22 protein-coding genes are annotated in these 22,745 nt (G+C 71.8%); 18 read left to right on the forward strand and 4 right to left on the reverse strand.

Going from position 1 to position 22,745, the window contains the following annotated elements; genetic code table 11:
- Positions 1-17: 17 nt before the first annotated feature.
- Together CUC05_RS07455 and CUC05_RS07460 are read left to right on the forward strand one after the other, a co-directional pair.
- Positions 18-1,211: an FIST signal transduction protein gene (locus CUC05_RS07455; RefSeq protein ID WP_170127947.1), complete on the forward strand. Its 1,194-nt coding sequence runs from the start codon at positions 18-20 to the stop codon at positions 1,209-1,211.
- A 1-nt stretch (position 1,212) separates the two neighbouring features.
- Positions 1,213-3,555 carry a putative bifunctional diguanylate cyclase/phosphodiesterase gene (locus tag CUC05_RS07460; protein WP_108665475.1) on the forward strand — a complete coding sequence of 781 codons (2,343 nt, stop codon included), beginning with the start codon at positions 1,213-1,215 and terminating at the stop codon, positions 3,553-3,555.
- An 8-nt stretch (positions 3,556-3,563) separates the two neighbouring features.
- On the opposite strand, the gene CUC05_RS07465 is transcribed toward CUC05_RS07460, so the two are convergent.
- A complete protein-coding gene (locus CUC05_RS07465; RefSeq protein WP_108665476.1) occupies positions 3,564-4,511 on the reverse strand; it encodes an acyl-ACP desaturase in 948 nt (315 codons plus the stop codon).
- 109 nt (positions 4,512-4,620) lie between these two features.
- Positions 4,621-5,040 carry a nuclear transport factor 2 family protein gene (locus CUC05_RS07470; RefSeq protein WP_108665477.1) on the reverse strand — a complete coding sequence of 140 codons (420 nt, stop codon included), beginning with the start codon at positions 5,038-5,040 and terminating at the stop codon, positions 4,621-4,623.
- Positions 5,041-5,081: 41 nt separating this feature from the next.
- On the opposite strand from CUC05_RS07470, the gene CUC05_RS07475 reads away from it, so the two are divergent.
- The 6 genes from CUC05_RS07475 (at position 5,082) to CUC05_RS07500 (ending at position 9,915) form a co-directional block, all read left to right on the forward strand.
- A complete protein-coding gene (locus tag CUC05_RS07475; RefSeq protein ID WP_108665478.1) occupies positions 5,082-5,510 on the forward strand; it encodes an HIT family protein in 429 nt (142 codons plus the stop codon).
- Between the two features lie 42 nt (positions 5,511-5,552).
- The gene (locus CUC05_RS07480) at positions 5,553-5,765 is read left to right on the forward strand and encodes a cation transporter (protein WP_108665479.1); all 213 of its coding nucleotides are present in this window, start codon (positions 5,553-5,555) and stop codon (positions 5,763-5,765) included.
- Positions 5,762-7,975 (forward strand): heavy metal translocating P-type ATPase, encoded by a 2,214-nt coding sequence (locus CUC05_RS07485; protein WP_108665480.1) that lies wholly within the window; start codon positions 5,762-5,764, stop codon positions 7,973-7,975. The genes CUC05_RS07480 and CUC05_RS07485 overlap by 4 nt, the downstream gene beginning before the upstream one ends.
- The gene (locus CUC05_RS07490) at positions 7,972-8,280 is read left to right on the forward strand and encodes a metal-sensitive transcriptional regulator (protein WP_205712196.1); all 309 of its coding nucleotides are present in this window, start codon (positions 7,972-7,974) and stop codon (positions 8,278-8,280) included. Before CUC05_RS07485 ends, CUC05_RS07490 begins: the two co-directional genes overlap by 4 nt.
- Positions 8,281-8,568: 288 nt before the next feature.
- The gene (locus tag CUC05_RS07495; protein ID WP_157965324.1) at positions 8,569-8,727 is read left to right on the forward strand and encodes a hypothetical protein; all 159 of its coding nucleotides are present in this window, start codon (positions 8,569-8,571) and stop codon (positions 8,725-8,727) included.
- 15 nt (positions 8,728-8,742) lie between these two features.
- A complete protein-coding gene (locus tag CUC05_RS07500) occupies positions 8,743-9,915 on the forward strand; it encodes an FAD-dependent oxidoreductase (RefSeq protein ID WP_108665482.1) in 1,173 nt (390 codons plus the stop codon).
- Here the strand turns inward: CUC05_RS07500 and CUC05_RS07505 are convergent.
- Positions 9,905-12,112, reverse strand: coding sequence for a molybdopterin dinucleotide binding domain-containing protein (locus tag CUC05_RS07505; protein WP_108665483.1), 2,208 nt, complete (start codon positions 12,110-12,112; stop codon positions 9,905-9,907). The genes CUC05_RS07500 and CUC05_RS07505 overlap by 11 nt on opposite strands.
- A 270-nt stretch (positions 12,113-12,382) precedes the next feature.
- Here CUC05_RS07505 and CUC05_RS07510 point away from each other — a divergent pair, with 270 nt between their 5' ends.
- The 6 genes from CUC05_RS07510 to CUC05_RS07535 all read left to right on the forward strand — a co-directional run bounded on the left by CUC05_RS07510 (position 12,383) and on the right by CUC05_RS07535 (position 18,721).
- The gene (locus tag CUC05_RS07510) at positions 12,383-13,447 is read left to right on the forward strand and encodes an iron-containing redox enzyme family protein (protein ID WP_205712197.1); all 1,065 of its coding nucleotides are present in this window, start codon (positions 12,383-12,385) and stop codon (positions 13,445-13,447) included.
- Between the two features lie 81 nt (positions 13,448-13,528).
- A complete protein-coding gene (locus CUC05_RS07515) occupies positions 13,529-15,196 on the forward strand; it encodes an acetolactate synthase (protein WP_108665484.1) in 1,668 nt (555 codons plus the stop codon).
- The gene (locus CUC05_RS07520; RefSeq protein ID WP_108665485.1) at positions 15,189-15,779 is read left to right on the forward strand and encodes a GNAT family N-acetyltransferase; all 591 of its coding nucleotides are present in this window, start codon (positions 15,189-15,191) and stop codon (positions 15,777-15,779) included. The genes CUC05_RS07515 and CUC05_RS07520 overlap by 8 nt, the downstream gene beginning before the upstream one ends.
- The gene (locus CUC05_RS07525) at positions 15,776-17,146 is read left to right on the forward strand and encodes an acyclic terpene utilization AtuA family protein (RefSeq protein WP_157965325.1); all 1,371 of its coding nucleotides are present in this window, start codon (positions 15,776-15,778) and stop codon (positions 17,144-17,146) included. The genes CUC05_RS07520 and CUC05_RS07525 overlap by 4 nt, the downstream gene beginning before the upstream one ends.
- Entirely contained in the window at positions 17,143-17,586 is a 444-nt protein-coding gene (locus CUC05_RS07530; protein ID WP_205712198.1) for an AtuA-related protein, read from the forward strand. Before CUC05_RS07525 ends, CUC05_RS07530 begins: the two co-directional genes overlap by 4 nt.
- A 70-nt stretch (positions 17,587-17,656) precedes the next feature.
- Positions 17,657-18,721 carry a GGDEF domain-containing protein gene (locus CUC05_RS07535; protein ID WP_108665487.1) on the forward strand — a complete coding sequence of 355 codons (1,065 nt, stop codon included), beginning with the start codon at positions 17,657-17,659 and terminating at the stop codon, positions 18,719-18,721.
- 22 nt (positions 18,722-18,743) lie between these two features.
- On the opposite strand, the gene CUC05_RS07540 is transcribed toward CUC05_RS07535, so the two are convergent.
- Entirely contained in the window at positions 18,744-19,286 is a 543-nt protein-coding gene (locus CUC05_RS07540) for a hypothetical protein (protein ID WP_157965326.1), read from the reverse strand.
- A gap of 181 nt (positions 19,287-19,467) precedes the next feature.
- Here CUC05_RS07540 and CUC05_RS07545 point away from each other — a divergent pair, with 181 nt between their 5' ends.
- From CUC05_RS07545 to CUC05_RS07560, 4 genes are read left to right on the forward strand one after another with little or no spacing between them, the layout of a single operon-like run.
- The gene (locus CUC05_RS07545) at positions 19,468-20,472 is read left to right on the forward strand and encodes a PhoH family protein (protein ID WP_108665760.1); all 1,005 of its coding nucleotides are present in this window, start codon (positions 19,468-19,470) and stop codon (positions 20,470-20,472) included.
- The gene (ybeY, locus tag CUC05_RS07550; protein ID WP_108665489.1) at positions 20,472-20,933 is read left to right on the forward strand and encodes an rRNA maturation RNase YbeY; all 462 of its coding nucleotides are present in this window, start codon (positions 20,472-20,474) and stop codon (positions 20,931-20,933) included. The genes CUC05_RS07545 and ybeY overlap by 1 nt, the downstream gene beginning before the upstream one ends.
- On the forward strand, positions 20,930-22,237 hold the full coding sequence (locus CUC05_RS07555; RefSeq protein ID WP_108665490.1) for a hemolysin family protein: 1,308 nt from the start codon (positions 20,930-20,932) through the stop codon (positions 22,235-22,237). Before ybeY ends, CUC05_RS07555 begins: the two co-directional genes overlap by 4 nt.
- Positions 22,230-22,682, forward strand: a complete 453-nt coding sequence (locus CUC05_RS07560) for a cytidine deaminase (RefSeq protein WP_108665491.1) — start codon at positions 22,230-22,232, stop codon at positions 22,680-22,682. The genes CUC05_RS07555 and CUC05_RS07560 overlap by 8 nt, the downstream gene beginning before the upstream one ends.
- The last annotated feature ends 63 nt before the right edge of the window (positions 22,683-22,745 follow it).

A 22,745-nucleotide genomic window follows, 5' to 3' on the forward strand; every position in this document is an offset into this window, starting at 1 on the left:
TGCCGATGTGGACAGGCATGCGACCCCTGCCCCAGCGCGAGGATCCACTCACCCTGCCATCCCATCGGTGGGTGGGCGTGGGGCGCGGCGACGACCCCGTCCCCCGTGTTGCCGCGCGTGACGCGGCCCTGGCGGCGGTCGAGAACACCGACGCCGCGCTGCTGATCGTGTTCTGGGACGCGGCCATCGACGGCACGGAGGTGCTGGCGGGCGTCCGGGACGTGGTGCCATCGGCCCCCCTCATCGGCGGCGCCAGCAACGGCCTGGTCGCTCCGGACGACGGCAGCGCGCACGGGGTCACCATCACCGCGCTCGGCGGCGACGGGTTCTCGGTGGCCACGGCCTCCACGGGGATCGGCAGCGACGTGGCCGACGCCGGCGAGGCCGTGGCGTCGTGCCTGGACGAGGTCGAGGAGAAGGGCAGCACGGTGCTGCTGATGATCGCCGACGGCGCGATCCAGGCGGCCGACGAGCTGGTGTTCGGCGCGTACCGCGTGGCCGGCGCAGACGTGCCGATCGTGGGCGGTGGGCTCGGCATGGCCGGGGTGCTCGACGGCACCGCACAGCTGCACGACGACCACATCATGACCGGTGCGGTCGTGGCCGCCGCCATCTCCTCCGACGGACCGCTCGGTGTGGGCCGCGGACACGGATGCCACCGCGCCAACGGGCCGCTGGAGGTCACCCGCAGCCACGGTGCGGTCGTGGAGATGCTCGACGGACGCCCTGCCCTCGACGTCTACCTCGAGGTCACCGACGCCCCCGAGGCGGCCCGGCACGACGGCGAGGCGTTCAGCCGCTGGGCCCTCACCCGCCCGTTGGGACTGCCCCAGCTGGCAGGTGAGGAGGTCCGCCACGTCGCGGCCGCGGACTTCGAGGCTCGCACCATCCACATCGCGGCAGCCGTGCCCCCCGGCGGCCAGGCCTGGGTCATGGACAGCGATCGGCACGCGGTGCTCGGTGCCACCTCCAGCGCCCTTGCAGGGGCCCTCGAGCCCTTCCCCGACGGCCCGCCGGCGGCGGTGGTGGCGTTCGACTGCGTGGCCCGCCACGCGGTCCTCGGCCCGGAGGGTGTTCGACAGGAAGGCGCACTGCTCGACGCGGCCGTCGGCGGACCCGTCTGCGGCGTGTACAGCTACGGGGAGTTCGGACGGTTGTCCGGCATCCACGGGTACCTGAACCATTCGCTGGTGGTGCTGGCCCTTGGGTGAGGTGTCCCCGCGTCCGGACTGGACGGCCCAGCAGCTGGCCGGGTTCCTCGCCGCCGTCGGGTCCTACCTCGACGAGGAGTCCGCGCTCACCGGTGCGGTCCAGCGGTCGGCCATCGCCGTGGAAGCGGAGTTCGCCGTCATCACGCGAGGTGGACGGGTGCTGGCCTCCGTCGGCTTCCGTCGTGGTCGCGAGCCCATGGAGGTGCTGGCGGCCATCGCGGCCGATGACCGGTCGATCGCGGAGGTGCCCGGGACGGGCATCTGCCACGTCGCACGGGTGGACGTGCCGGTCGACGACGAGCGCCTGCGGCTGCTGGTCATGCGGACCGCGGCACCGTTCGGTCAGCAGGACCACGCCCTGCTCGACATGCTGGCCGGCGTCCTCGCGCTGGCGCTGCGCCCCCTGCGGGCGCTGGAGGTCGAACGGACCCTCAGACACCGGACCGAAGCCACCGCAGCGGAGAACCGCGGACTGCTCCTGCAGCTCCAGCGGCGCCAGCAGCTGCTGGAACGCCTCGGGGTGATCGAACGAAGCATCCTGCAGCGCAAGCCGCTGCAGACCGTCTTCGACCTCATCGCCGAAGGTGCGGCCGACGTGCTGGACCACGAGATCGCCGTCCTGCGCCTGCTCGAGCCCGACGACCGGTCCGTCCTGCGCCTCGCGGCGTCGGTCGGACGGTCCGGCCACGAGCACGTCATCGCCACGCACCGACCGGCTGACGTCGGGCTGGTCGGACACGCGATCCGCAGCGAGCAGATCATCGCCGTCGAGGACTACAACAGCTCGAGCTTCCGGGCACCCGACATCGAGTCGTTGGGGGTGAGGTCGGCGATGGCCGCCCCGGTGCAGCAGGACGGCCGGGTGATCGGCTGCCTCGTCGTGGCCAGCCGCCACCCGCGCACCTACGGCACCGCCACGCGCAACGTCCTCGACTCCTTCGCCGGCCACGTGTCGATGGCCCTGAACGACGCCAGCGCCATGGAGGCGATGCGGACCGCCTACGGCGAAGCCGTCCACCGGGCCAACCACGACGGCCTGACCGGGCTGGCCAACCGCTCCCTGGTCAGCGAACACCTCGAGATGGTCCTCTACGAGGGACGGGGCCACGACGTCACCGTCCTGTTCGTCGACCTCGACCGCTTCAAGAACGTCAACGACAGCTTCGGCCACACCGTCGGCGACCGGGTGCTGGTCGGCGTCGCGCAGAGCCTGCGGGCCTGCGTCCGCCCCGGCGACCTGGTCGGCCGGCTGGCCGGCGACGAGTTCGTCGTCGTTGCCGAGAACCTCCAGCGCGACGAGGCCCGCCGCATGGCCGAGCGCATCACCCGGGCCGTCTCGCGGCCGCTCCACGTGGGCGAGGACCGGGAGATCGTCATCACCGCAAGCGTCGGCGTCACCGTGGCCGCGGACGGGCGCGACGCCGGAGAGGTCCTGCGGGACGCCGACGTGGCCATGTACCGCGCCAAGCAGCGAGGCCGCGCACGCATCGAGGTCTTCGACCGGGCGATGCACACCCAGCTGCTGGACCGTGTCGAGACCGAGCAGTCGCTGCGCCGGGCCATCGCCCGCGACGAGCTGCGGGTCCACTACCAACCCGTCTACAAGCTGGGACAGCCCTCACCCGTCGGGGTGGAGGCACTCGTCCGCTGGGAACGGCCGGACGTCGGCATGGTCCCGCCGGATCGCTTCATCCCCCTCGCCGAGGAGGTGGGCCTCATCATCCCCATCGGCCTGTGGGTCCTTCGGCGCGCCTGCCGTCAGGTCGCCCGCTGGCGGGAACAGGACCCCCGCCTGGCCGACCTCCGGGTCAGCGTCAACCTGTCGGCCCGCCAGTTCGGTGACACGTCCCTCGTCGGCTCGATCGCTGCGGTCCTGGAGTCCACCGGGCTGCCGCCCGACGCGTTGGGCCTGGAGATCACCGAGAGCGTCCTGCTCGACGACATCGACGCGACCGAGGCGATGCTCCGGTCGCTGCGAGCGCTCGGCGTCCGGCTGTCCATCGACGACTTCGGCACCGGCTACTCCTCGCTGTCCTACCTCAAGCGCTTCCCCGTCGACGAGATCAAGATCGACCGGTCGTTCACGGCCGGCCTGGTCACCGATCGCGCGGACCTGGCCATCGTGAAGGCCATCATCGGGCTGGCCGACGCCATGGACCTGGAGGTCGTGGCCGAGGGCGTGGAGACCGACGAGCAGCTGGCTCGCCTCGCCGAGCTGGGCTGCCGCTTCGCCCAGGGCTACCTGCTGGCCCGTCCGACACCCCCGGCGGACCTGATCGGCTTGCTGCCGCCCGAGGAGGCCCCGGTCGCCGTGCGCAGCCACGACGACCCCGAGAGAAGCTAGCTGCCCAGCTAGCTGACCAGCTGCTGGTCGCGGGCGGCGGCCCTGGCCTGCTTGGCAGCGCGCTTCTCCTCGAACTGCGTCGCCATGCCGTCCAGCGCGGTCAGGAAGTCCGCCAGCTCCTCACGGCGCTTCTCCGCAGCGGCGTCGAGGCCCTCCATCTCGAAGATCCCGAGCTTGCGGAGGATCGGCCACACGATGTCGTCGTGGTGGACCCGCAGGTCGTAGATGCCGGCGATGGCGATCTGCATGGCCATCCGGTTGTAGTCGGGCATCCCGGCGCCGGGCATCTGGAACCCGATGACCTCGTCGGCGATGGCCTCCACGACACCGTTGGGGTCGACGTGCTTGGCGTCGTTCAGCATGTCCCGGTAGAAGATCATGTGGAGGTTCTCGTCCTTGGAGATCCGCTCCATGATCCGGTCGGCCACGGGGTCCTTGCTGTACCGGCCGGTGTTGCGGTGCGCGACGCGGGTGGCCAGCTCCTGGAACGACACGTAGGCCATCCCGCGGAGGGTGTTCTTGCCGTCCTTGTCGTAGCCCTCCTCCATGACCGACATGCGCCCGTCCTCGAGCTTCTTGGGGTCCTCCTGGCGGGTCAGGACCAGGTAGTCGCGCAGGACGATGGAGTGGCGGCCCTCCTCAGCGGTCCAGCGGTGCACCCACGTCATCCACGCCGAGTCCTTCTTGCCGAACATGTCGTAGATCTCGCGGTGGTAGGACGGCAGGTTGTCCTCGGTCATGAGGTTGACGAAGAACGCCGTCCGGGCGACGCCGGTGAGCGTCGGCTGGTCGGGGGTCCAGGGCTCGGACTCGAAGTCCCGGCCGTCGCCGTAGGGCACGTAGTCGTGCGGGTACCACATCTCGACCATGTCCATGTGGCGGTCGAGGTAGGCCTCGGCGCGGGGTTCGAGCTCGTTGAGCAGCTCGGCGTCGGTCAGGCGGGGGCGGGTGGACATGGGGGAATCCTTCATCGGCGGTCGTGCGAGGAGCTGTTGGTTACGCAAGCGTAGGTTACGCGAGCGTAGGTTACCGCGGAAGGTGTCCGAAGGGGAATCCCGAGGAGGGTCAGCCAGCCGTCGGGGCGGGGTCCGCCTCCAAGCGTGCACCCATCGCCTGCGCCAGCGCGATCAGGCCGCTGAGCGGGCGGACCATCACGGCGAACTCCGTGATCAGGCCGTCCTCGTCGTGGGTGAGGTAGTCCCAGCCCTCGACCGCCTTCGTGCTGCCGTCGGGAGCGGTGACGTTGGCTCGGAAGACCAGTCCCGTCCGGTTGCCCGTGTCGATCTGGTCGACGTAGCGGAAGTCCTCGAACACCTCCACCACGTGCCCGAGCAGGTGCAGGCAGGTCTCGCGGCCGACGTAGGGGGTGTGGACGGCGGGGGAGCGGAACTGCACGTCGGGGTGCAGCAGGGCCTCGATGCCGTGGTGGCTGCCCGACTCGACGAGGGCGCGGAGCGGATGTGGCGACGGGGTGACTGTGGTCATGTCGGCGCACTCTAACGGCGCCTCGGTGCAGACTGCGCATCATGACGACGCTCTTCACCAAGATCATCGAGGGAGACCTCCCCGGACGGTTCGTCTGGGAGGACGACACCTGCGTGGCCTTCCTCACCATCAACCCGCTGACCCCCGGCCACACCCTGGTCGTCCCGCGCGAGGAGGTCGACCACTGGCTGGACGCCTCCGCCGAGCTGCGTGCCCACCTGTTCGAGGTGTCCCACACCATCGGGCGGGCGATCGAGGCCGCGTGGTCGCCGACCAGGGTCGGGCTGATGATCGCCGGGCTGGAGGTCCCGCACCTGCACATCCACCTGGCCGGCATCGACACCCTCGAGGACCTGAGCTTCGCCAACGTCGACCCCGACCCGGGCGCGGCGGCGCTGGACGAGGCCTGCGCACGGTTGCGTGCGGCGCTGCGCGAGCTCGGCGCCGCCGGGGTCAGCGATCGCGGATGATTCGAGGTTGAACCAATACCCCTAGGGGGTATAGTTGGTGGCATGGCTACCACCGACACCATCTCCGTTCCCGAAATCCACTGCGGTCACTGCAAGGCCTCCATCGAGGGTGCCCTGCAGCCGATGGACGGCGTCACCTCCGCCGAGGTCGACGTCCAGTCCACCAACGTCACCGTGACCTACGACGAGTCCGTCGTGACTCGTGACGCCCTGGTCTCCGCGATCGAGGAACAGGGGTACGAGGTGCCGCGATGACCGACCTCTCCCGTCCCGCCGCTGACGTCGGCATCGACCTGGAGCTGGAGTTCGACGTCGAGGGCATGACCTGCGGGTCGTGCGCCGCCAGGGTCCAGCGCGTCCTGTCCAAGCAGGACGGGGTCGTCGATGCCCGGGTCAACTACGCCACGGGCATGGCCCATGTCCGGCTCGCCGACGGCTCGGGCAGCGGGTCGGGCGACACCCCCGTCGACGACGCAGCGCTCGTCGCCGCCGTCGACCGGATCGGCTACGGCCTGGTCCCGCACCGCCGTGCCGAGGACCGCCGGGCCGAGCAGGCCGCCCACGAACGGTCGTGGCAGCGCCGCCTGCTCGTCGGCGCACCGATCGCGCTGCTGTTCGGCGGGTTCATGCTGGCCGGCATGCCCATGTGGGCCGAGGGCTGGTTCGCCTGGACGCTGGTCACGGGCGTCACCTTCGGGGTCGGCTGGCCGTTCCTCCACGAGGCGTGGCGTCGGGCCCGGGCCCTGACCACCAACATGGACACCCTGATCGCGCTGGGCACCCTGTCGGCGTGGGGGTACTCCACCGTCCAGTGGCTGGCCGGCGCGATGCCCCGCTACTGGGACGCCCCCGTCTTCATCGTCGTGTTCCTGGTCGCCGGCCGCTACGCCGAGGCGCGTGCGAAGGCCCGCGCCGGGGATGCGCTGCAGTCCCTCCTCGAGCTCGGCGCCAAGCAGGCCCGGCTGATCGACCCCGACGGGGGAGCGGAGCGGATGGTCGACGTGATGGAGCTGTCCGTCGGCGACCGCGTGCGCGTTCGTCCGGGCGAGACCATCCCCGTCGACGGGACCGTGGTCGACGGTGCCAGCGCCGTCGACGAGTCGATGCTGACCGGCGAGAGCGTACCGGTGGAGAAGTCCGCCGGATCCGCCGTGACCGGGGCGACCGTCAACCGCGGCGGCGCCCTGACCGTGGAGGTCGAGGCCGTCGGATCCCGCACGGTCCTGGCCCAGATGGCCGCGCTCGTCGAACGTGCGCAGGCCGGCAAGGGCGAGGCCCAGCGGCTGGCCGACCGCGTGTCCGCGGTGTTCGTCCCGGCCGTCATCGTCATCGCCCTTGCCACGGTCGGCATCTGGCTGGCCGTGACCGGCGACGTGCCGGCCGCCGTCACCGCCGCGGTCAGCGTCCTGATCATCGCCTGCCCCTGTGCGCTCGGCCTGGCCACCCCCGTGGCCGTCATGGTGGGCACCGGCCGTGCCGCCAGCATGGGCATCGTCGTGAAGGGCATCGAGGCGCTCGAGCAGGTGCGCCACGTCGACGTCGTCGTGTTCGACAAGACCGGCACGCTGACGACCGGCAGGATGTCGGTCGCCTCCGTCGTGGGGCCCGACGACGTCCTGCCCGTGGCCGGTGCCGTGGAGATCGACTCCGAGCACCCCATCGGACAGGCCATCGTCTCGGCCGCCCGCGACGCCGGGTCACTGCCCGATGCCGCATCGTTCACCTCCCACGCCGGTGCCGGCGTCGAGGCCGACGTCGCCGGTGTCCGTCGGTGGGTCGGCACACGTCGCCTGATGGCCGAGCAGGGCCAGTCCCTCTCCGCTGAGCTCGAGGACGCCGGGTCGGCGCTGGAGGCCGACGGCATCACCGCGGTCTTCGTCGCATGGGACGGCACCGTGCATGGCGTGGTCGGCGTCGCCGACACCGTCAAGGACTCGGCCGCCGACGTGGTCGCCGACCTCCGTGACCTCGGCGTCGAGGTGGCGCTGCTGACCGGCGACAACACCCGGACCGCCGTGGCGGTCGCCCGTCGAGTGGGCATCGACCGTGTGCTGGCCGAGGTGCTGCCCCGCGACAAGCAGGCCGAGATCGAACGCCTCCAGGGCGAGGGCCTGGTCGTCGCGATGGTCGGTGACGGCGTCAACGACGCCCCGGCCCTGACCCAGGCCGACCTCGGCGTGGCGATGGGATCGGGCACCGACGTGGCCATCCAGGCCAGCGACCTGACCCTCGTCCGTGGTGACCTCGCCCAGGTGCCGACCGCCATGCGGTTGGCCGGCGCGACCGAGCGCGTCATCCGCCAGAACCTGGCGTGGGCGTTCGGCTACAACACCCTGGCCATCCCCGTGGCGGCCCTCGGCTTGTTGACGCCTGCGATCGCGGGTGCGGCCATGGCCTTCTCGTCGGTGTCGGTGGTCCTCAACAGCCTGCGGTTGCGCCGATTCGGGGCGGAGGGACGGGCGTGAGCACCGATCCCACTGACCCCGGCTACGTCGCCCAGGACGACAAGGCGGCGCTGCTCAAGCGGCTCCGCCGGGTCGAGGGCCAGGTCCGCGGCCTGCAGCGCATGGTCGAGGACGACACCTACTGCATCGACGTCCTGACCCAGGTCACGGCCGTCAAGCGTGCGCTGGAGAAGGTCAGCCTGATGCTGGTCGACGACCACCTCCGCGGATGTGTGCTGGACGCGGCGAAGTCCGGCGACCCCGACGCCGCCGACGTCCACCTCGCCGAGGCCACCAACGCCATCGCCCGCCTCCTGAAGGCCTGACCCGGTCGGACCAGCACGGGCGCACGCTGGTCGTGGTCCTGGACGACCGGAACGTCGTCAGCCGCCGGGTTGACCGCATCGTGCATGCACGTCGCGAACGCCGGCTGGTGCGCCGTCGAGCGGGCCGCCGGACAGGCGTCGCGGGACGCGCGCGGCGACCGCAGCTCGTTTATGAAAATGACATCGGTTCCCATTAAGGTGTGCGGCCGTCCGGGAATTAGGTCCGGACGAGGACCGGAGGTGGAGGACCTGATGCTTGGTGAACGCACATGGGGAGGCAACCGCCGCATGGCGGTTGCGTCGACGACCGGACTGGCCGTGCCCCGGGGCACGGCTGATCTCCTGACCGCCGCGTTCCAGCCCATCGACGGGGACGCCGCCATCACCTGCGTGGCCGCATCCGCGGTCTGCCGGGCCGTCGCCGACCTCACCGGCCTCGACGGCTGACCCGGCTGGTCGCCCGTGGACGTCCCCATCCTCGTCGTCGGGGCAGGCCCGGCCGCGCTGTCGGCCTGCGTGGCCCTGGCACGGCAACAGCCCGAGCTGTGCCGGTCCGATGCCCTCCGGGTCATCGATCCGGCAGGCGGTTGGCTCGCGACCTGGCACCACCAGATGGCGAGCCAGCGGATCGCCCACCTCCGCTCACCGGTCGTGCACCACCCACATCCGGAACCCTTCGCCATGCTGCGGCGGATCGATCGGGTTCGTGACATCCGGCGGCCGGACGGCCTGGACCTGCCCACGGTGGGCGCGTTCGCCCGGTTCTGTGCGGACCTCGTCGACCGCTACGACCTCGGTGGTGTGGTCGATCGGGGCCAGGTCGTGCACGCCCGCCTGGCCCAGCACGCGACCCTGCAGCTGGCCGACGGGCGAACGATCCTCGCCGATCACGTGGTGGTGGCCACCAACCCCCGACGGCCGGTTGTCCCGGCATGGGTGGCAGGGCTGCCGGCAGGCGCGGTGCATCACGGTGGACGGCTTCGCGGTCGCGACCTCGACGGACGGCGTGTACTCGTGGTGGGGGGAGGACTCTCGGCCGCGCACCTGGCACTGGGCGCGGCGGCCGACGGGGCCCGAGTCGTCCTCGTGGCGCGGCGAGCGCCGACCGTACGTCGCATGGACGTCGACCCCCGGTGGCTGGGGCACAGCCGCATGGGACCGTTCGCTGCCCTGGGCGCACGTGACCGAGCCGCCGCGGTGCGGCGGGCCAGGGGCGGCGGCAGCATGCCCGCTTGGTCGTTCCGGGCGCTGCGTCGCGCCGAGGGGGTGGACCTGTGGGCCCCGGACGACGTCGTTGAGGCGGTCGCCGGGGCGGGGCAGGTGTCGGTCCTGACCGCCGAAGGGCGCACCACCTCCGTCGACGAGGTGTGGCTGGGGACCGGTGGGGAGGTCGATCCGAACCGGGACCCGGTGCTGGCAGCAGCCTGTCGAACGCATCCCGTCCCGGTCCACGAAGGGCTGCCTGACCTCGAGCCCGACCTGCGATGGGGGACCGCACCGGTGTGGGTGGCCGGCGCGGCAGCGGCGTTGCGGCTCGGCCCCGTGGCCGGAAACCTGTACGGCCATCGCCACGCCGGTCGGCGGATCGCCGACAGCCTTGCCCAGTCGGCGAGCCCCCGTGGGATCAGGGGGTGACGGCCGTCACCGTGACGGGGATGCCGTTGAGGACGGCGTTGCCCGACAGCGGGTCGATGGTCGGGGCGGTCAGGACGTTGGAGTTGGTGCCGGCGTGGGCCGCCGCCACCCGCATGCGGGTGCCCTCCTGCCCGTGACCCCAGCCGTGCGGCATCGACACCGTCCCCGCCGAGATCCGCGGGGTCACCTCCACCTCGACCTGCACCGACCCCGCCTCCGACGCCACCACGGCCATGGCGCCGTCGACGACCCCCGTTGAGGCGGCGTCGTCGGGGTGGATCTGCAGCGTCGAGCGGTTCGTCCCGCCGACCAGCGACGGCAGGTTGTGGCCCCACGAGTTGTTGGACCGAAGGTGGCGCCGACCGACCAGCAGCAACCCCTCGGCCGGTGCGGTCATGGAGGCCTCCAGCCGGGGCAGGTCGTCCAGCAGCATCTGGGGGGCCACCTCGACCTTGCCGCTGACCGTGCGCAGGACCTCGGGCAGTCGGGGTTCGAGCGGGCCCAGGTCGATGCCGTGCGGGGCGGCCTTCACGCGCGCCAGCGTCAGGCCGTCGGGGCGGGCACCGAAGCCGTCGCCGTGCGGGCCCACCCGGATCAGGAAGTCCACCATGCGCTCGGGGCCGGGCACGGTGCCGAGCTCGGCGACCAGCTCGTCGACGTCACGCCCGGCCACGACGGATCCCGGTGCGGAGACCTCGCGCTGGACGACCGTCGACAGCACGAAGGCATCCACCGCCGCCGGGTCCACGTCGGGCCCCATGCCCTGGGCGATCCCGGCCAGCCGGGCGTGGATCTCCCACTCCTGCGGCTGGTCGGTGTGGAACAGCGCATCGGACCACTTGGCGACGTTGCGGATCGCCAGCTGCATGAACGCCAGGTCGTAGTGGGGGCGCTCCAGCACCGACGGCACGGGCAGGACCACGTCGGCGTGGCGGGTCGTCTCGTTGAGGTAGCAGTCGACGGAGATCATCACGTCCAGCGACTCCAGCGCCCGCTGGACCCGCCGCGAGTCGGGGATCGACAGGGCCGGGTTGCCCGCCACCGTGATCAGCCCGCGGATCGGCCCGTCGAGGATCTCCTCGGCGAACGCCGCCGACGGGAACTCGCTGAACCGCTCCGGCAGCTCGCTGACCTGCGTGTGGTACCGGCCGAAGCGGGTCTCGCGCGCCCCGACCGCCGCGGAGCTGTTCTTCTGGCCCGCCGCGGCGGTGGTGAACAACGCGCCACCGGGCCGGTCGAGGTTGCCGGTCAGCACGTTGACGACGTCGACCAGCCACGAGGTCGTGGTCCCGAACGCCACCGTGCACGTGCCGATGCGGCCGTACACCGCCGCCGAGGGGGCGGCCGCCAGGTCGTGGGCCAGCTGGCGGATCGTCGCGGCCGGCAGGCGGGTGGCGGCCTGGACGGCCTCCGGGGTGAACGGTGCCAGCGCCGCCGGCAGGGCCTCGACACCGGCCACGTGCGGCGAGGGGGTTGCCAGGTCCTCCGTCAGCAGGACGTTGGCGATGGCCGCCAGCAGCAGCGCGTCGGTGCCCGGCCGGATCGGCAGGTGCAGGTCGGCCATGCGGGCGGTGGTGGAGGTCCGGGGGTCCACGACGACCAGCCGGCCGCCACGCGACTTCAGGGCCCGCAGGCGGCCGGGCATGTCGGGTGCGGTCATCAGCGACCCGTTGGACGACATCGGGTCGGCGCCGAGGATCATCAGGAAGTCGGTGCGATCGACGTCCGGGATGGGGATGGACAGCTTCTCGCCGAACATCAGCGCCGCGGACACGTGCTTGGGCTGCTGGTCCACCGTCGAGGCGGTGAAGATGTGACGGGTGCCCACCGCCTTGGCCAGGGCCGGCACGTACAGCTGGCCGGCGAGGTTGTGGATGTTGGGGTTGCCCAGGTACATGGCCATCGAGTCACGGCCGTTGGCCTCCAGGTGGCCGCCGAGTCGCTCGGCCACGACCTGCCAGGCCCGGTCCCACGACACCTCCTCGCCGTCGACCAGTGGGGCGCGCAGCCGGTCGGGGTCGTTGTGCAGCTCGTTGATGGCCAGGCCCTTGGGGCAGGCGTACCCGCCGGAGAACACGTCCTCGTCGTCCCCACGCACCTTGTTGACGATCGGCAGGCCCTGCGGCCCGTCGACCACCTCGATCGCGAGTCCGCACGTCGCCTCGCACAGCGGACAGGTGTGGAAGTGGGTGCTCATCTCGGGTCCTCCGGGTCGACCAACGGCTGACGTGACTGTAGTCACCCTCGCCGATCCGTGGGGCGAACGCCATGACCTCCGAGATCAGGTCTCAGCATCGCGACCACCCGGCGGTTTCGAGCACTCGGTTGCCGCGACACGCCGCGTCGAGGAGTGAAGTCCGGTGCTCCGGGGCACACACAACGCAGTCGCACACTTCACGAGTCGCGACGCAACGGCCCCGACCCCCGGCCGCCCCGCCCTCCCCGAAGACCCGACAGGAGCGCCGCCGTGACGACCGCCACCAGCCCCGCACGACCGACCATCATCGACCAGGGCCGTCCCAGCCCGCTGCCCGAGCCCCGTGGCGAGGCCAGCCAGGCCCTGCTCAAGCAGCTGCAGGAGCGCCCGGGGGCCATGGCCGACCTGCCCCTGCCGACCGACGACCCGCTGACCGGTGAGGACGCGCCGCTGGCCCTGTACCTGTGCTACGAGCTGCATTACCGCGGGCTGGAGGGCATCGACGACACCTGGGAGTGGGACCCGGCCCTGCTGGCCCACCGCGCGCAGCTGGAACGCGCCTTCGAGGAGCGGGTCCGCGACGAGGTCGGCCGCCTGCCCGCCGGGTTCGACCTGGCCGACGAGCTGTGGGCCCTGGCCCCCCAGGAACCCGACCCGGAGATGCTGGCCGTGCGCATGGCGACGGAGGGGACATGGGCGCAGCTCGTCGAGCTGACCGTCCAGCGATCGGCGTACCAGCGCAAGGAAGCCGACCCGCACACCTGGGCGCTGCCCCGGCTGGCAGGCGACCCCAAGGCCCGGCTGGTGCACATCCAGGCCGACGAGTACGGCGAGGGGGTGACCGCGGACATGCACGCCGGCCTGTTCGGCATGTCGATGCAGCGCATGGGCCTGGACCCCACCTACGGCGCCTACCTGGACCACATCCCCGGCGTCACGCTGTCGACGGTGAACCTGATCTCGCTCTTCGGCCTGCACCGTCGCCACCGCGGCGCGCTGATCGGGCACCTCTCGGGCTTCGAGATGGCGTCGGTCATCCCCATGACGCAGTACGCCAGGGCCCTGCGCCGGCTGGGGGCCGACGACTGGACCTGCCTGTTCTACGACACCCACGTCGTCGCCGATGCCAGCCACCAGTTCGAGGCGCTGGAGATGGCCGAGAGCCTGGTCGACCAGGACCCGACGCTGGCCCCCGACGTGTTGTTCGGCGCACGCGCGCTCGCCGCGGTGGAGGGCAGGTTCAGCAGCCACATCCGGGCGGCCTTCGACGCCGGCCGGACCAGCCTGCGGCGCGAGGTCGACATGCCGCCGCAGCCCGCGAACGGCGACCGCTGAGCGTCGGATTCCGTCGGCGGGGTGGATCGGTCTAGGCTCACCTGACCCCGGTCACCCCAGCAGCCGAGAGGACCCGACCGCATGTCCGACCCCGCGTCCGAGAACGCCCAGCCCGAGCAGCCGATCGCCAGCGGCGCGCTGGCGATGCACGCCCTCAAGGCCGCGGGGGTGGACAACCTCTTCACCCTCTCCGGCGGGCACATCTTCCCGCTCTACGACGGGTGCCGGCAGGCCGACGTCGCCCTGTGGGACTTCCGCCACGAGCAGTCCGCGACGTTCGCCGCCGAGGGCCTGGCCAAGCTGACCCGACGTCCGCAGGTGGCCGCCCTGACCGCCGGACCCGGCGTCACCAACAGCGTGTCCGCGGTCGCCAGCGCCCGGTTCGGCGGGTCGCCGATCCTCGTCATCGGCGGCCGCGCACCCGCGGCGACGTGGGGGACCGGCAGCCTGCAGGAGATCGACCACACCGCGTTCATGGGGCCGCTGACGAAGCAGGCCGTGACCGCGATGACGCCCGACGAGGTCGCCCCGACCGTCGCCGAGGCGCTGCGCGTGGCGGGCTCCTCCCATCGTGGGCCGACGTTCGTGGACATCCCCATGGACGTGGTGTTCAGCCCGGGCAGCAGCAACACCATCGCCGACCCGATGGCCCCCGACACCCACCCCCACGACCCCGAGGACGTGGCCCGGATCGCCCGCCGGCTGGCCGCCGCCAGCCACCCCGTCCTCATCGGCGGCACCGACGTGTGGCTCGACGGCGCCGTCGAGGCGTTCACCGCACTCGCCGAGACCACCGGCGCTGCGGTCATCCAGAACGGCATGGGGCGGGGCTGCATGCCGGCGGACCACCCGCAGGTGCTGTCGCGGGCGCGTGGTGCGGCGTTCAAGACCGCCGACCTCGTCGTCGTCATCGGCACCCCGCTGGACTTCCGGCTCGGCTTCGGCAGCTTCGGTGCCGCCGACACCGTGCACATCGCCGATCACCCGGCCCAGCTGTCCACCCACGCCGACCCGGCCGCCACGGCCGCTGGCTCGCTGGGCCCGCTGCTGACCGCCCTGGCAGAGCACACCGGTGGCCCATCCGGCGACCTCGCCGACGAACGGCGGACCTGGCTGGCCGGCCTGTCCGACGTCGAGCAGGCCAAGCGCGAGGAGGACACCGACCTGCTGACCGGGGACGGCGAGACCATCCACCCGGCCCGCGTCTACGGCGCCCTCCAGGAGGTCCTCGACCGCGACGCCGTCGTCATCGGCGACGGCGGCGACTTCGTGTCCTACGCCGGCCGCTACGTGCAGTCCTACCAGCCCGGCCGGTGGCTCGACCCCGGCCCCTACGGCTGCCTCGGGACCGGGATGGGCTACGCCGCCGCCGCACGCATCGCCCACCCCGACAGCCAGGTGGTGCTGATGCTCGGCGACGGCGCCGCGGGCTTCAGCCTGATGGACGTCGAGTCGCTGGTCCGCCAGAACCTCCCGGTCGTCATGGTCGTCGGCAACAACGGGATGTGGGCGCTGGAGAAGTACCCGATGCAGGCGATGTACAACGGCTGGGACGCCGCCGCGGACCTGCAGCCCAACCTGCCCTACCACCAGGTCGTGGAGGCCATGAACGGTGCCGGCGAGGTCGTCACCAAGCCGCAGGACATCGCCCAGGCGATCCGCCGCGGGTTCGACGCCGGCGTGCCGTACATGGTCAACGTCATGACCGACCCGAGCGTCGCCTACCCCCGATCGACCGCACTTGTCTGACCGCCGGGGGGCCGGCGACATCGTGCCCGAACGCCACCTGATCGCGCCGACGCTCCACACCGACCGCCTGCGAATGGTGGCCTTCGAGGAGCGCCACCTCGACCCGTTCACGCGCATCCAGTACGACCCCAGGGTGGCGGAGTGGTACGGCGGCCTGCCCGACCCGCCGCACGCCTGGTCGACCCAGCTGGAGCAGACGTGGCGGGTCATGGCGATGTTCGCCGGCCACTGGGTGCTTCGTGGCTTCGGGCAGTGGGCGGTGGAGGACGCCGCGACCGGTGCGCTCCTGGGCCGGGTCGGCCTGTGGCAGCCGGAGGGCTGGCCCGGTGTCGAGGTCGGCTGGCTGGTCCACCCTGACCGCTGGGGGAGGGGCTACGCCACCGAGGCCGCCCGCGCCGCGGTCGAGTGGGGATTCGCGACCCTCGACCTCGACCGGATCATCAGCATCACCGTCCCGCACAACACCCGCAGCCAGCAGGTGATGCGGAAGGTCGGGCTGACCGACACCGGCACCACCGTGCACGCAGGCGGCCACGAACAGGTCCTGTTCGCCGTCGGCAGGGAAGAATGGAGCACCAGATGAGACCGCGCCCTGACGGTGCCGTCCGCGTTGCGGGCGGCCAGGGGTTCTATGGCGACGACCCGTCGGGCATCGCTGACCTGCTGACCGAGCAGCCCGACTACGTGTGCCTCGAGGCGCTGGCCGAGCTGACGCTGGCGATCCTCGCCAAGGATCGCCAGCGCGACGAGGCCCTCGGCTACACCCGAGACCTGCCGCTGTACCTGATGCAGCTGCTCCCGGCCGTCCTCGCCGGCAGCACCAAGGTCATCACCAACGCCGGTGGCATCAACCCCCTCGGGGCGCTGAAGCTCCTGCAGGCCTCCGCCGAGCACTTCGGCCTGTCCGGGCTGAAGGTCGCCGTCGTCCTCGGCGACGACATCCTCGGCCGACCCGAGCTGCTGCCGCAGGACTTCCCTGCGCCCGTCGACCTGCAGTTCGCCAACGCCTACATGGGGGTCGCCGGGATCGTCGAGGGGCTCCAGCAGGGCGCCGACGTGGTCATCACCGGTCGGGTCGCCGATGCCGCCCTGTTCCTCGCCCCGCTGGTCCACGAACACGGTTGGGCGCTCGACACACCCGACGGGCCACCGATGGCCCAGTCGGACTGGGACCGCCTTGCCGCCGGTACGGTCGTCGGGCACCTCCTGGAGTGCTCCGGCCAGTCCACGGGCGGCAACAACGCAGGGGAGTGGTGGACCACGCCCGACCCGTGGCGCTACGCCTTCCCGCTGGCCGACGTGACGGGCGACGGGACCGCCCACGTCTTCACCCCCGAGGTCGCCGGCGGACGCTGCGACTTCGACACCGTCCGCCAGCAGCTGCTGTACGAGGTCGGGGACCCGACGGCCTACCTGACCCCCGACGTCGTGGTCGACATGACGTCGGTCCGGCTGACCGACCTCGGCGGGGACCGGGTCCGGGTCGACGAGGTGGTCGGCCGTCCGGCCACCGGGACCTACAAGGCCGTCGGGGCCAGCCGCAACGGTTACGCCGCTGACGCCTCCTTCGCCTTCGGCTGGCCCGACGCCCCCGCGAAGGCCCGCTCCGCCGCCCGCATCGCCCGCAAGCGGATCGCCGAGGCCGGCATCGACCTGCTCGACTGGCACGTCGAGCTGTTCGGCGTCGACGCGCTGCACGGCCCTGCCGCACCCACCGACCCCGATCCCGCCGAGGTGGTCCTGCGGTTGGCGTGGAAGACCGCCGACGCCGATGCGGCGATGCGGGCCGCGCGCCAGATCATCCCCATGGCGCTGTCGGCCCCGATGCCCGGGCTGACCCCCGCCAGCCGGGCCCGCCCCAAGCCCTCCTCCCTGCTGCGCATCCACACCGGGCTGGTCGATGCCGCCGCGGTGGAGTCCGGCCGCCGAGTCGTCCTGGAGACGCTGTGACCGAGACCACGATCCTGCTGAACCGCTTGGCGTTCGCCCGTCCCGGCGACAAGGGCAACGACTCCGACATCACCGTGTTCGCCCGGTCCGAAGCCGCCTACGACCACCTCGTCGAGGTCCTGACCGCCGACATCGTCAAGGCCCACTACGGCCACCTCGTCGAGGGGGAGGTGTCCCGCTGGGAGGTCCCCAAGGTGTGGGCGCTGAAGTTCCTGGCCCGCGATGCGCTGGCCGGTGGCGGCCCCTCCAGCCTGCGGGCCGACAACCTGGGCAAGGCGCTGGCTGGCGCCGTGCTGCGCCTCGAGGTGTCCGTCCCCGAGGCGCTCGCCGACGCACATCCGGACCTGCGGGTGCCGGCGGACCCGTGGGCGACGGCCGAGTGGCTGGCCGGGACCGCATCGTCACGCACGGTGGACAGACCTGACGTCGATTCGGTTTGATAGCCTCATCCGTTCCGGGGGATCAGCCTGTGGGCCGCCCGGGACGAACAGGGCACGAGGCGGACATACGGTGGAGAACACCTTCGAACGGCGGATCGAGTCGGTGCTTCGCGTCGTCCTGCTCCTCCTGACCCTGCTCGCCGTCGTCGCGACGGAGCCGTACCTGCGGGTCGGCTACGGGATCGGCGCCGTGGTCGACATCGGACTGATCGTCGCCGTGCGCCGGTCGAGCATGTCGGCCCGAGCAGCCCTGCAGGCGCTGGCCTGTGTCGGGATCGGCTTGGTCGTCGTCGCCATGGGGTCCCTGGTGGACAAGGGCGCGACACCGGACCAGGCGTCGAGCCTCGTGTTCCGCGGTGTGGCGGTCGCGTCCGGCGGGGCCTTCCTCGCGTTCGGGTCGCGGACGGCCCTGATGGTCTCGCTCGGGGTCGGCACGATCGGATCCGTGGTGATGGTCGAGCGAGGCGTGCCGTTGGTCGGCAACAACAGCGCAGCGGGGATGCTGGAGATCTGGCTGCTGCTCGGCGTCATGATCGTGATCCATCGCTCGCTCTCGGTCCACGCAGCCCGCAGCGAGGAGAGCGCACGCGAGGCGAACCAGAGCGCCGAGCTGGCGTACCTCGACGAGCTGACGGGCCTTCCCAACCGTCGCCAGCTCCAGATGTACCTGGGTGCGTCGCTGTCGAGAGCCGACGACGGTGGGCATCCCGATGCGGTGCTGATGTTCGACCTCGACCACTTCAAGCGGATCAACGACTCGCTCGGCCACGACGTCGGCGACGAGGTGCTGCAGCGCACCGCAGCCATCGCGTCGGCGGCGATCCGCGACGGTGATGTCGTCGGGCGCTGGGGCGGCGAGGAGTTCGTCGCGCTGCTGCACGAGGCCGATGAGTCGCAGGCCCGTGCGGTCGCCGAACGGTGCCGGCGTGCGCTCGAGGCGGTCGGGGGTGCGGTCGGCGTGACCGCAAGCTTCGGCGTCACCGTTCTGCGGCCCGACGACACCGTCACGACCTGCCTGCGCCGGGCGGATCTGGCGCTCTACGACGCCAAGCAGTCGGGCAGGAACCGCGTCGTCGTCCGCAGCGAACCAGCCGGTCCCAGGCGGTCGTCTGGCCTGCACGGGCAACCCCGATAGGCAGTCCGGTCGCCCACGGGGCCTACTGGTCGGTGTCCGCCTCGACCTCGATGCCCCCGCGGTCGCAGGTCGTGGAGGAGGAGTCGAACCGCCACGTCACCGCCGTCTCGGTGTAGCTGCCGATGGTCAGGCCGCTCCACCACACCGGATCCAGCACGACCTCGCCCGTGCCGTCGTTGTAGGCGACGAACTCCGTCACGTACTCCACCCCGTCGGCGTCGATGCCCTCCACGACCACCACCCGGCCGTTGCGGAGCGGGCCGACGTCCGGTGCGGCGACCACACACGCGACCCGGGGCCCCTCGCCCGGCACGGCGTGGCCGAAGTCCACGATCGAGTCCCGGCAGGTCGACGCGTCCTCGGGGGCCAGCTCGCAGAGCTGGTCGAGCTCGCCGCTCACCGCCAGGCCCACGGCGGTGGTCAGCAGGGCCCGGGCGTCCTCGGTCGCCACGGACGGACGGACCCCGAAGGCGCTGCACCCGGTCAGGCCGAGCACGAGCACCACCGCGACCGGCCACGAGGCCATTCGGAGGTGGGGAGCAGCGGCGGCAGGGCGGGACGTCACGGACGCCGGAGGGTACCGGCCATCCGGCCGTCAACAGACCTCGGACGGCCAGCGGTGGGCGGGGTGCCGGCCATCTAGACTCGATGGGGTCCGTCGACGTTCGTTCCACGAGAGCTTCTTGACCACCAGCACAGAGTCTTCCAGCACGGTCCTGACCACCACCATCCCGGCCCAGCACTCCATGGTCGCCCTCCTGGGCACGCGTGACGAGCTGCTGAAGCTGGTCGAGGACGCCTTCGAGGTGGACATCCTGGTGCGCGGAAGCGACGTCACCGTGACCGGCGAGGGTGCCCTTGCCGGTCAGGTCATCCAGGTCTTCGACGAGCTGGTGGCCCTGCTCGACGTGGACCAGGCCCTCGACCCCGGCACGGTCCAGAGCACCATCGACATGGTGCGCGAGGCCGACCACCCGCACCCCGCCGAGGTCCTCTCCGACGAGGCGTTGACCCATCGTGGTCGCTCGATCCGTCCCAAGACCTTCGGCCAGAAGCTCTACCTCGACGCGATCCGCACCAACACCGTCACGTTCGGCATCGGTCCCGCCGGCACGGGCAAGACCTACCTCGCCATGGCCATGGCGGTCCTCGCGCTGCGGCGCAAGGAGGTCAACCGGATCATCCTGACCCGTCCGGCCGTCGAAGCCGGTGAACGGCTCGGCTTTCTGCCCGGCACGTTGTTCGAGAAGATCGACCCGTACCTGCGCCCCCTCTTCGACGCCCTCCACGACATGATGGACGCCGAGAACCTCTCCACCCTGATGGAGCGGGGGATCATCGAGGTCGCCCCCCTGGCCTACATGCGCGGGCGCACCCTCAACGACGCCTTCATCGTCCTCGACGAGGCGCAGAACACCAGCCCCGCCCAGATGAAGATGTTCCTGACCCGCATCGGGTTCGGGTCCAAGGCCGTGGTCACCGGTGACGTCACCCAGGTCGACCTGCCCGGCGACACCCGTTCCGGCCTGCAGGTGGTGCGCAGCATCCTGACCGGCATCGAGGGCATCGGCTTCGCCGAGCTGTCCGGCCGCGACGTCGTCCGCCACCGCATCGTGCAGGAGATCGTGGCTGCCTACGACCGCTGGGACGCGCCTGCCGACGGCGGTACCTCCAGGAAGACGGGGGACCGACCCGCGTCGGCCACCGGCGGGGGCTCCAAGGGCCCCGACCGGCCGACCAGGGGTCGATGATGGCCGTCTTCGTCGCCGACGAGCAGTCCGACGTCCCGGTCGACACCGACCGGCTCTCCAGCCTGACCAGCTTCGTGCTGGCCGAACAACGAGTGTCGTCCTCCATGGAGGTGTCGGTCATGGCGGTCGACACCGCAACCATCCACGAGCTGAACCGCACCCACATGGACAGCGACAAACCCACCGACGTGCTGGCCTTCCCGCTGGACGCCCCCGGTGAGGCGACCGACGCCCCCTCCATCCTCGGGGACGTCGTCCTGTGCCCCGCGGTCGCCGAGGCCCAGGCCGCCGAACACGGCAAGACCACCCAGGCCGAGATGGACCTGCTGGTCGTCCACGGGCTGCTGCACCTGCTCGGCCACGACCATGCCGAGGACGAGGAACGTCGCATCATGTTCGGCCTGACCGACCGGCTGCTCGCCGACTTCGCCGCCGCCGGGGACCAGGAGGGCTCGTCGTGACCGCGCAGGGATGGCAGGGCCTCGCCGTCATCGTGCTGGTGCTGATCAGCGGCTGGTACGCCACCGCCCGGGCAGCCCTGGACCGCATGACCGTCGCCCGTGCCGCCCGGCTCGTCGAGGAGGACCGGGCGAGCGCCTCCCGCGTCGCCGCGCTGCTGGAGGACTCCGCGCGCAGCTGGGCGGCCCTCACGCTGCTGGTCGTCGTGCCCCTCGTGACCGCCGTCGCCATGATGACCGCGATCCTCGGGACCTGGCTGAACAGCGTCGGCTCGATCGCCGTGGCCGCCCTCGTCATGACGATCCTCGGCTACGTCGGCATGGAGCTCGTGCCCCGGTCGGTCGCCCTCCGCCGCGCCGAGGACGTCGCGTGCCGCATGTCGCGCAGCGTCGTGCTCGCCTCGACCCTCCTCCGTCCGGTCACCACCGTCCTGGTGTGGCTGGGCGCCCGGATCGTGCCCGGTGCCGAGGACGGCGCCGAGGCCTTCGTGACCGAGGAGGCCATCCGCGACCTGATCGACGAGGCCGAGGGCCAGTCCATCGAGCCGGCGGAACGGGCGATGATCCACTCGATCTTCGAGCTGTCCGACACGTTGGTCCGCGAGATCATGGTGCCCCGACCCGACGTGGTCATGGTGTCGGAGCTGCTGCCCCTCGGCTCGGTCGTCGAGGTCATCCTCGCCAACGGCTACTCGCGCATCCCCGTGCACCACGGCGAGGACCGGGACGACGTCTCCGGTGTCCTGTACGCCAAGGACGTCCTGCAGCGCATCCACAGCAAGGGCACCGAGGACGGCGACTGGACCGACTTGATCCGCGACCCCTACGTGGTCCCGGAGCTGAAGTCCGTCGACGGGCTGCTGCGCGAGCTGCAGGCCGAGCAGGTCCACATGGCCGTCGTCGTCGACGAGTACGGCGCGCTGGCCGGCATCGTCACCATCGAGGACGTCCTCGAGGAGATCGTCGGCGAGATCATCGACGAGTACGACTCCGAGGAACCCCTGGTCGAGATGCTGGAGGAGGGGCGCTGGCGCGTCGACGCCCGCCTGCAGATCGGCGAGCTGTCCGACCTCGCCGGCACGACGCTGCCCGACGAGGAGTGGGACACCGTCGGCGGCCTGCTGTTCGGCACGCTGGGCCACGTGCCCCGACCCGGCGAGACCGTCGAGGTCGACGGGCTCCGCCTGACCGCCGACCGTGTCCGCGGACGCCGGATCGCCGAGGTCACCGTCGAGCGGATCATGGATCCCGAGGCCGTCGAGGCAGCCGAGGGCATGGCCACCGCCGGCCGCGACAGCGATGCCTGACACGGCTGACACCGCTGGGTCGACCGTCGCGGTCGACGCGCTGGACGCCGCCGACCGGGCCCTGCTGGACGCTGCCCGCACGTTCCAGGCGCGGGCATACGCGCCGTACTCCCGCTTCCGCGTCGGGGCCGCCCTTCGAGTCGCCGACGGCCCCGTCGTGGGTGGCTGCAACGTCGAGAACGCCGCCTACCCCTCCACGATCTGCGCCGAACGGGCCGCGGTCGTCGCCGCGGTGTCGGCTGGGCACCAGCGGTTCGAGGCCATCGCCGTCATCGGGTCCGGAGACGGGCCCACCACCCCCTGCGGGACCTGCCGCCAGGTGCTGTTCGAGTTCGCTCCCGAGCTGCGGGTCATCGCCGCCGGCGAGTCCGGCGACGTGGCCGTGCACCGGCTGGCCGACCTGCTGCCGCACGGCTTCGGTCCGCACCGGCTCGAGCACGGCTGATCTGCTCGACCGGGCAGGTGGCTCGTCGGCAGTCCCCGTGACGCAGCCCTACGATCGGGCCGC

Source organism: Euzebya rosea (assembly GCF_003073135.1).
Lineage (GTDB): Bacteria > Actinomycetota > Nitriliruptoria > Euzebyales > Euzebyaceae > Euzebya > Euzebya rosea.

Coding starts and splice junctions, on each gene's coding strand:
- CUC05_RS07455 (WP_170127947.1), top strand. CDS start 18: ATGCGACCCCTGCCCCAGCGCGAGGATCCACTCACCCTGCCATCCCAT.
- CUC05_RS07465 (WP_108665476.1), bottom strand. CDS start 4,511: ATGTCCACCCGCCCCCGCCTGACCGACGCCGAGCTGCTCAACGAGCTC.
- CUC05_RS07470 (WP_108665477.1), bottom strand. CDS start 5,040: ATGACCACAGTCACCCCGTCGCCACATCCGCTCCGCGCCCTCGTCGAG.
- CUC05_RS07475 (WP_108665478.1), top strand. CDS start 5,082: ATGACGACGCTCTTCACCAAGATCATCGAGGGAGACCTCCCCGGACGG.
- CUC05_RS07480 (WP_108665479.1), top strand. CDS start 5,553: ATGGCTACCACCGACACCATCTCCGTTCCCGAAATCCACTGCGGTCAC.
- CUC05_RS07485 (WP_108665480.1), top strand. CDS start 5,762: ATGACCGACCTCTCCCGTCCCGCCGCTGACGTCGGCATCGACCTGGAG.
- CUC05_RS07495 (WP_157965324.1), top strand. CDS start 8,569: ATGGCGGTTGCGTCGACGACCGGACTGGCCGTGCCCCGGGGCACGGCT.
- CUC05_RS07505 (WP_108665483.1), bottom strand. CDS start 12,112: ATGAGCACCCACTTCCACACCTGTCCGCTGTGCGAGGCGACGTGCGGA.
- CUC05_RS07515 (WP_108665484.1), top strand. CDS start 13,529: ATGTCCGACCCCGCGTCCGAGAACGCCCAGCCCGAGCAGCCGATCGCC.
- CUC05_RS07525 (WP_157965325.1), top strand. CDS start 15,776: ATGAGACCGCGCCCTGACGGTGCCGTCCGCGTTGCGGGCGGCCAGGGG.
- CUC05_RS07545 (WP_108665760.1), top strand. CDS start 19,468: ATGGTCGCCCTCCTGGGCACGCGTGACGAGCTGCTGAAGCTGGTCGAG.
- ybeY (WP_108665489.1), top strand. CDS start 20,472: ATGGCCGTCTTCGTCGCCGACGAGCAGTCCGACGTCCCGGTCGACACC.
- CUC05_RS07560 (WP_108665491.1), top strand. CDS start 22,230: ATGCCTGACACGGCTGACACCGCTGGGTCGACCGTCGCGGTCGACGCG.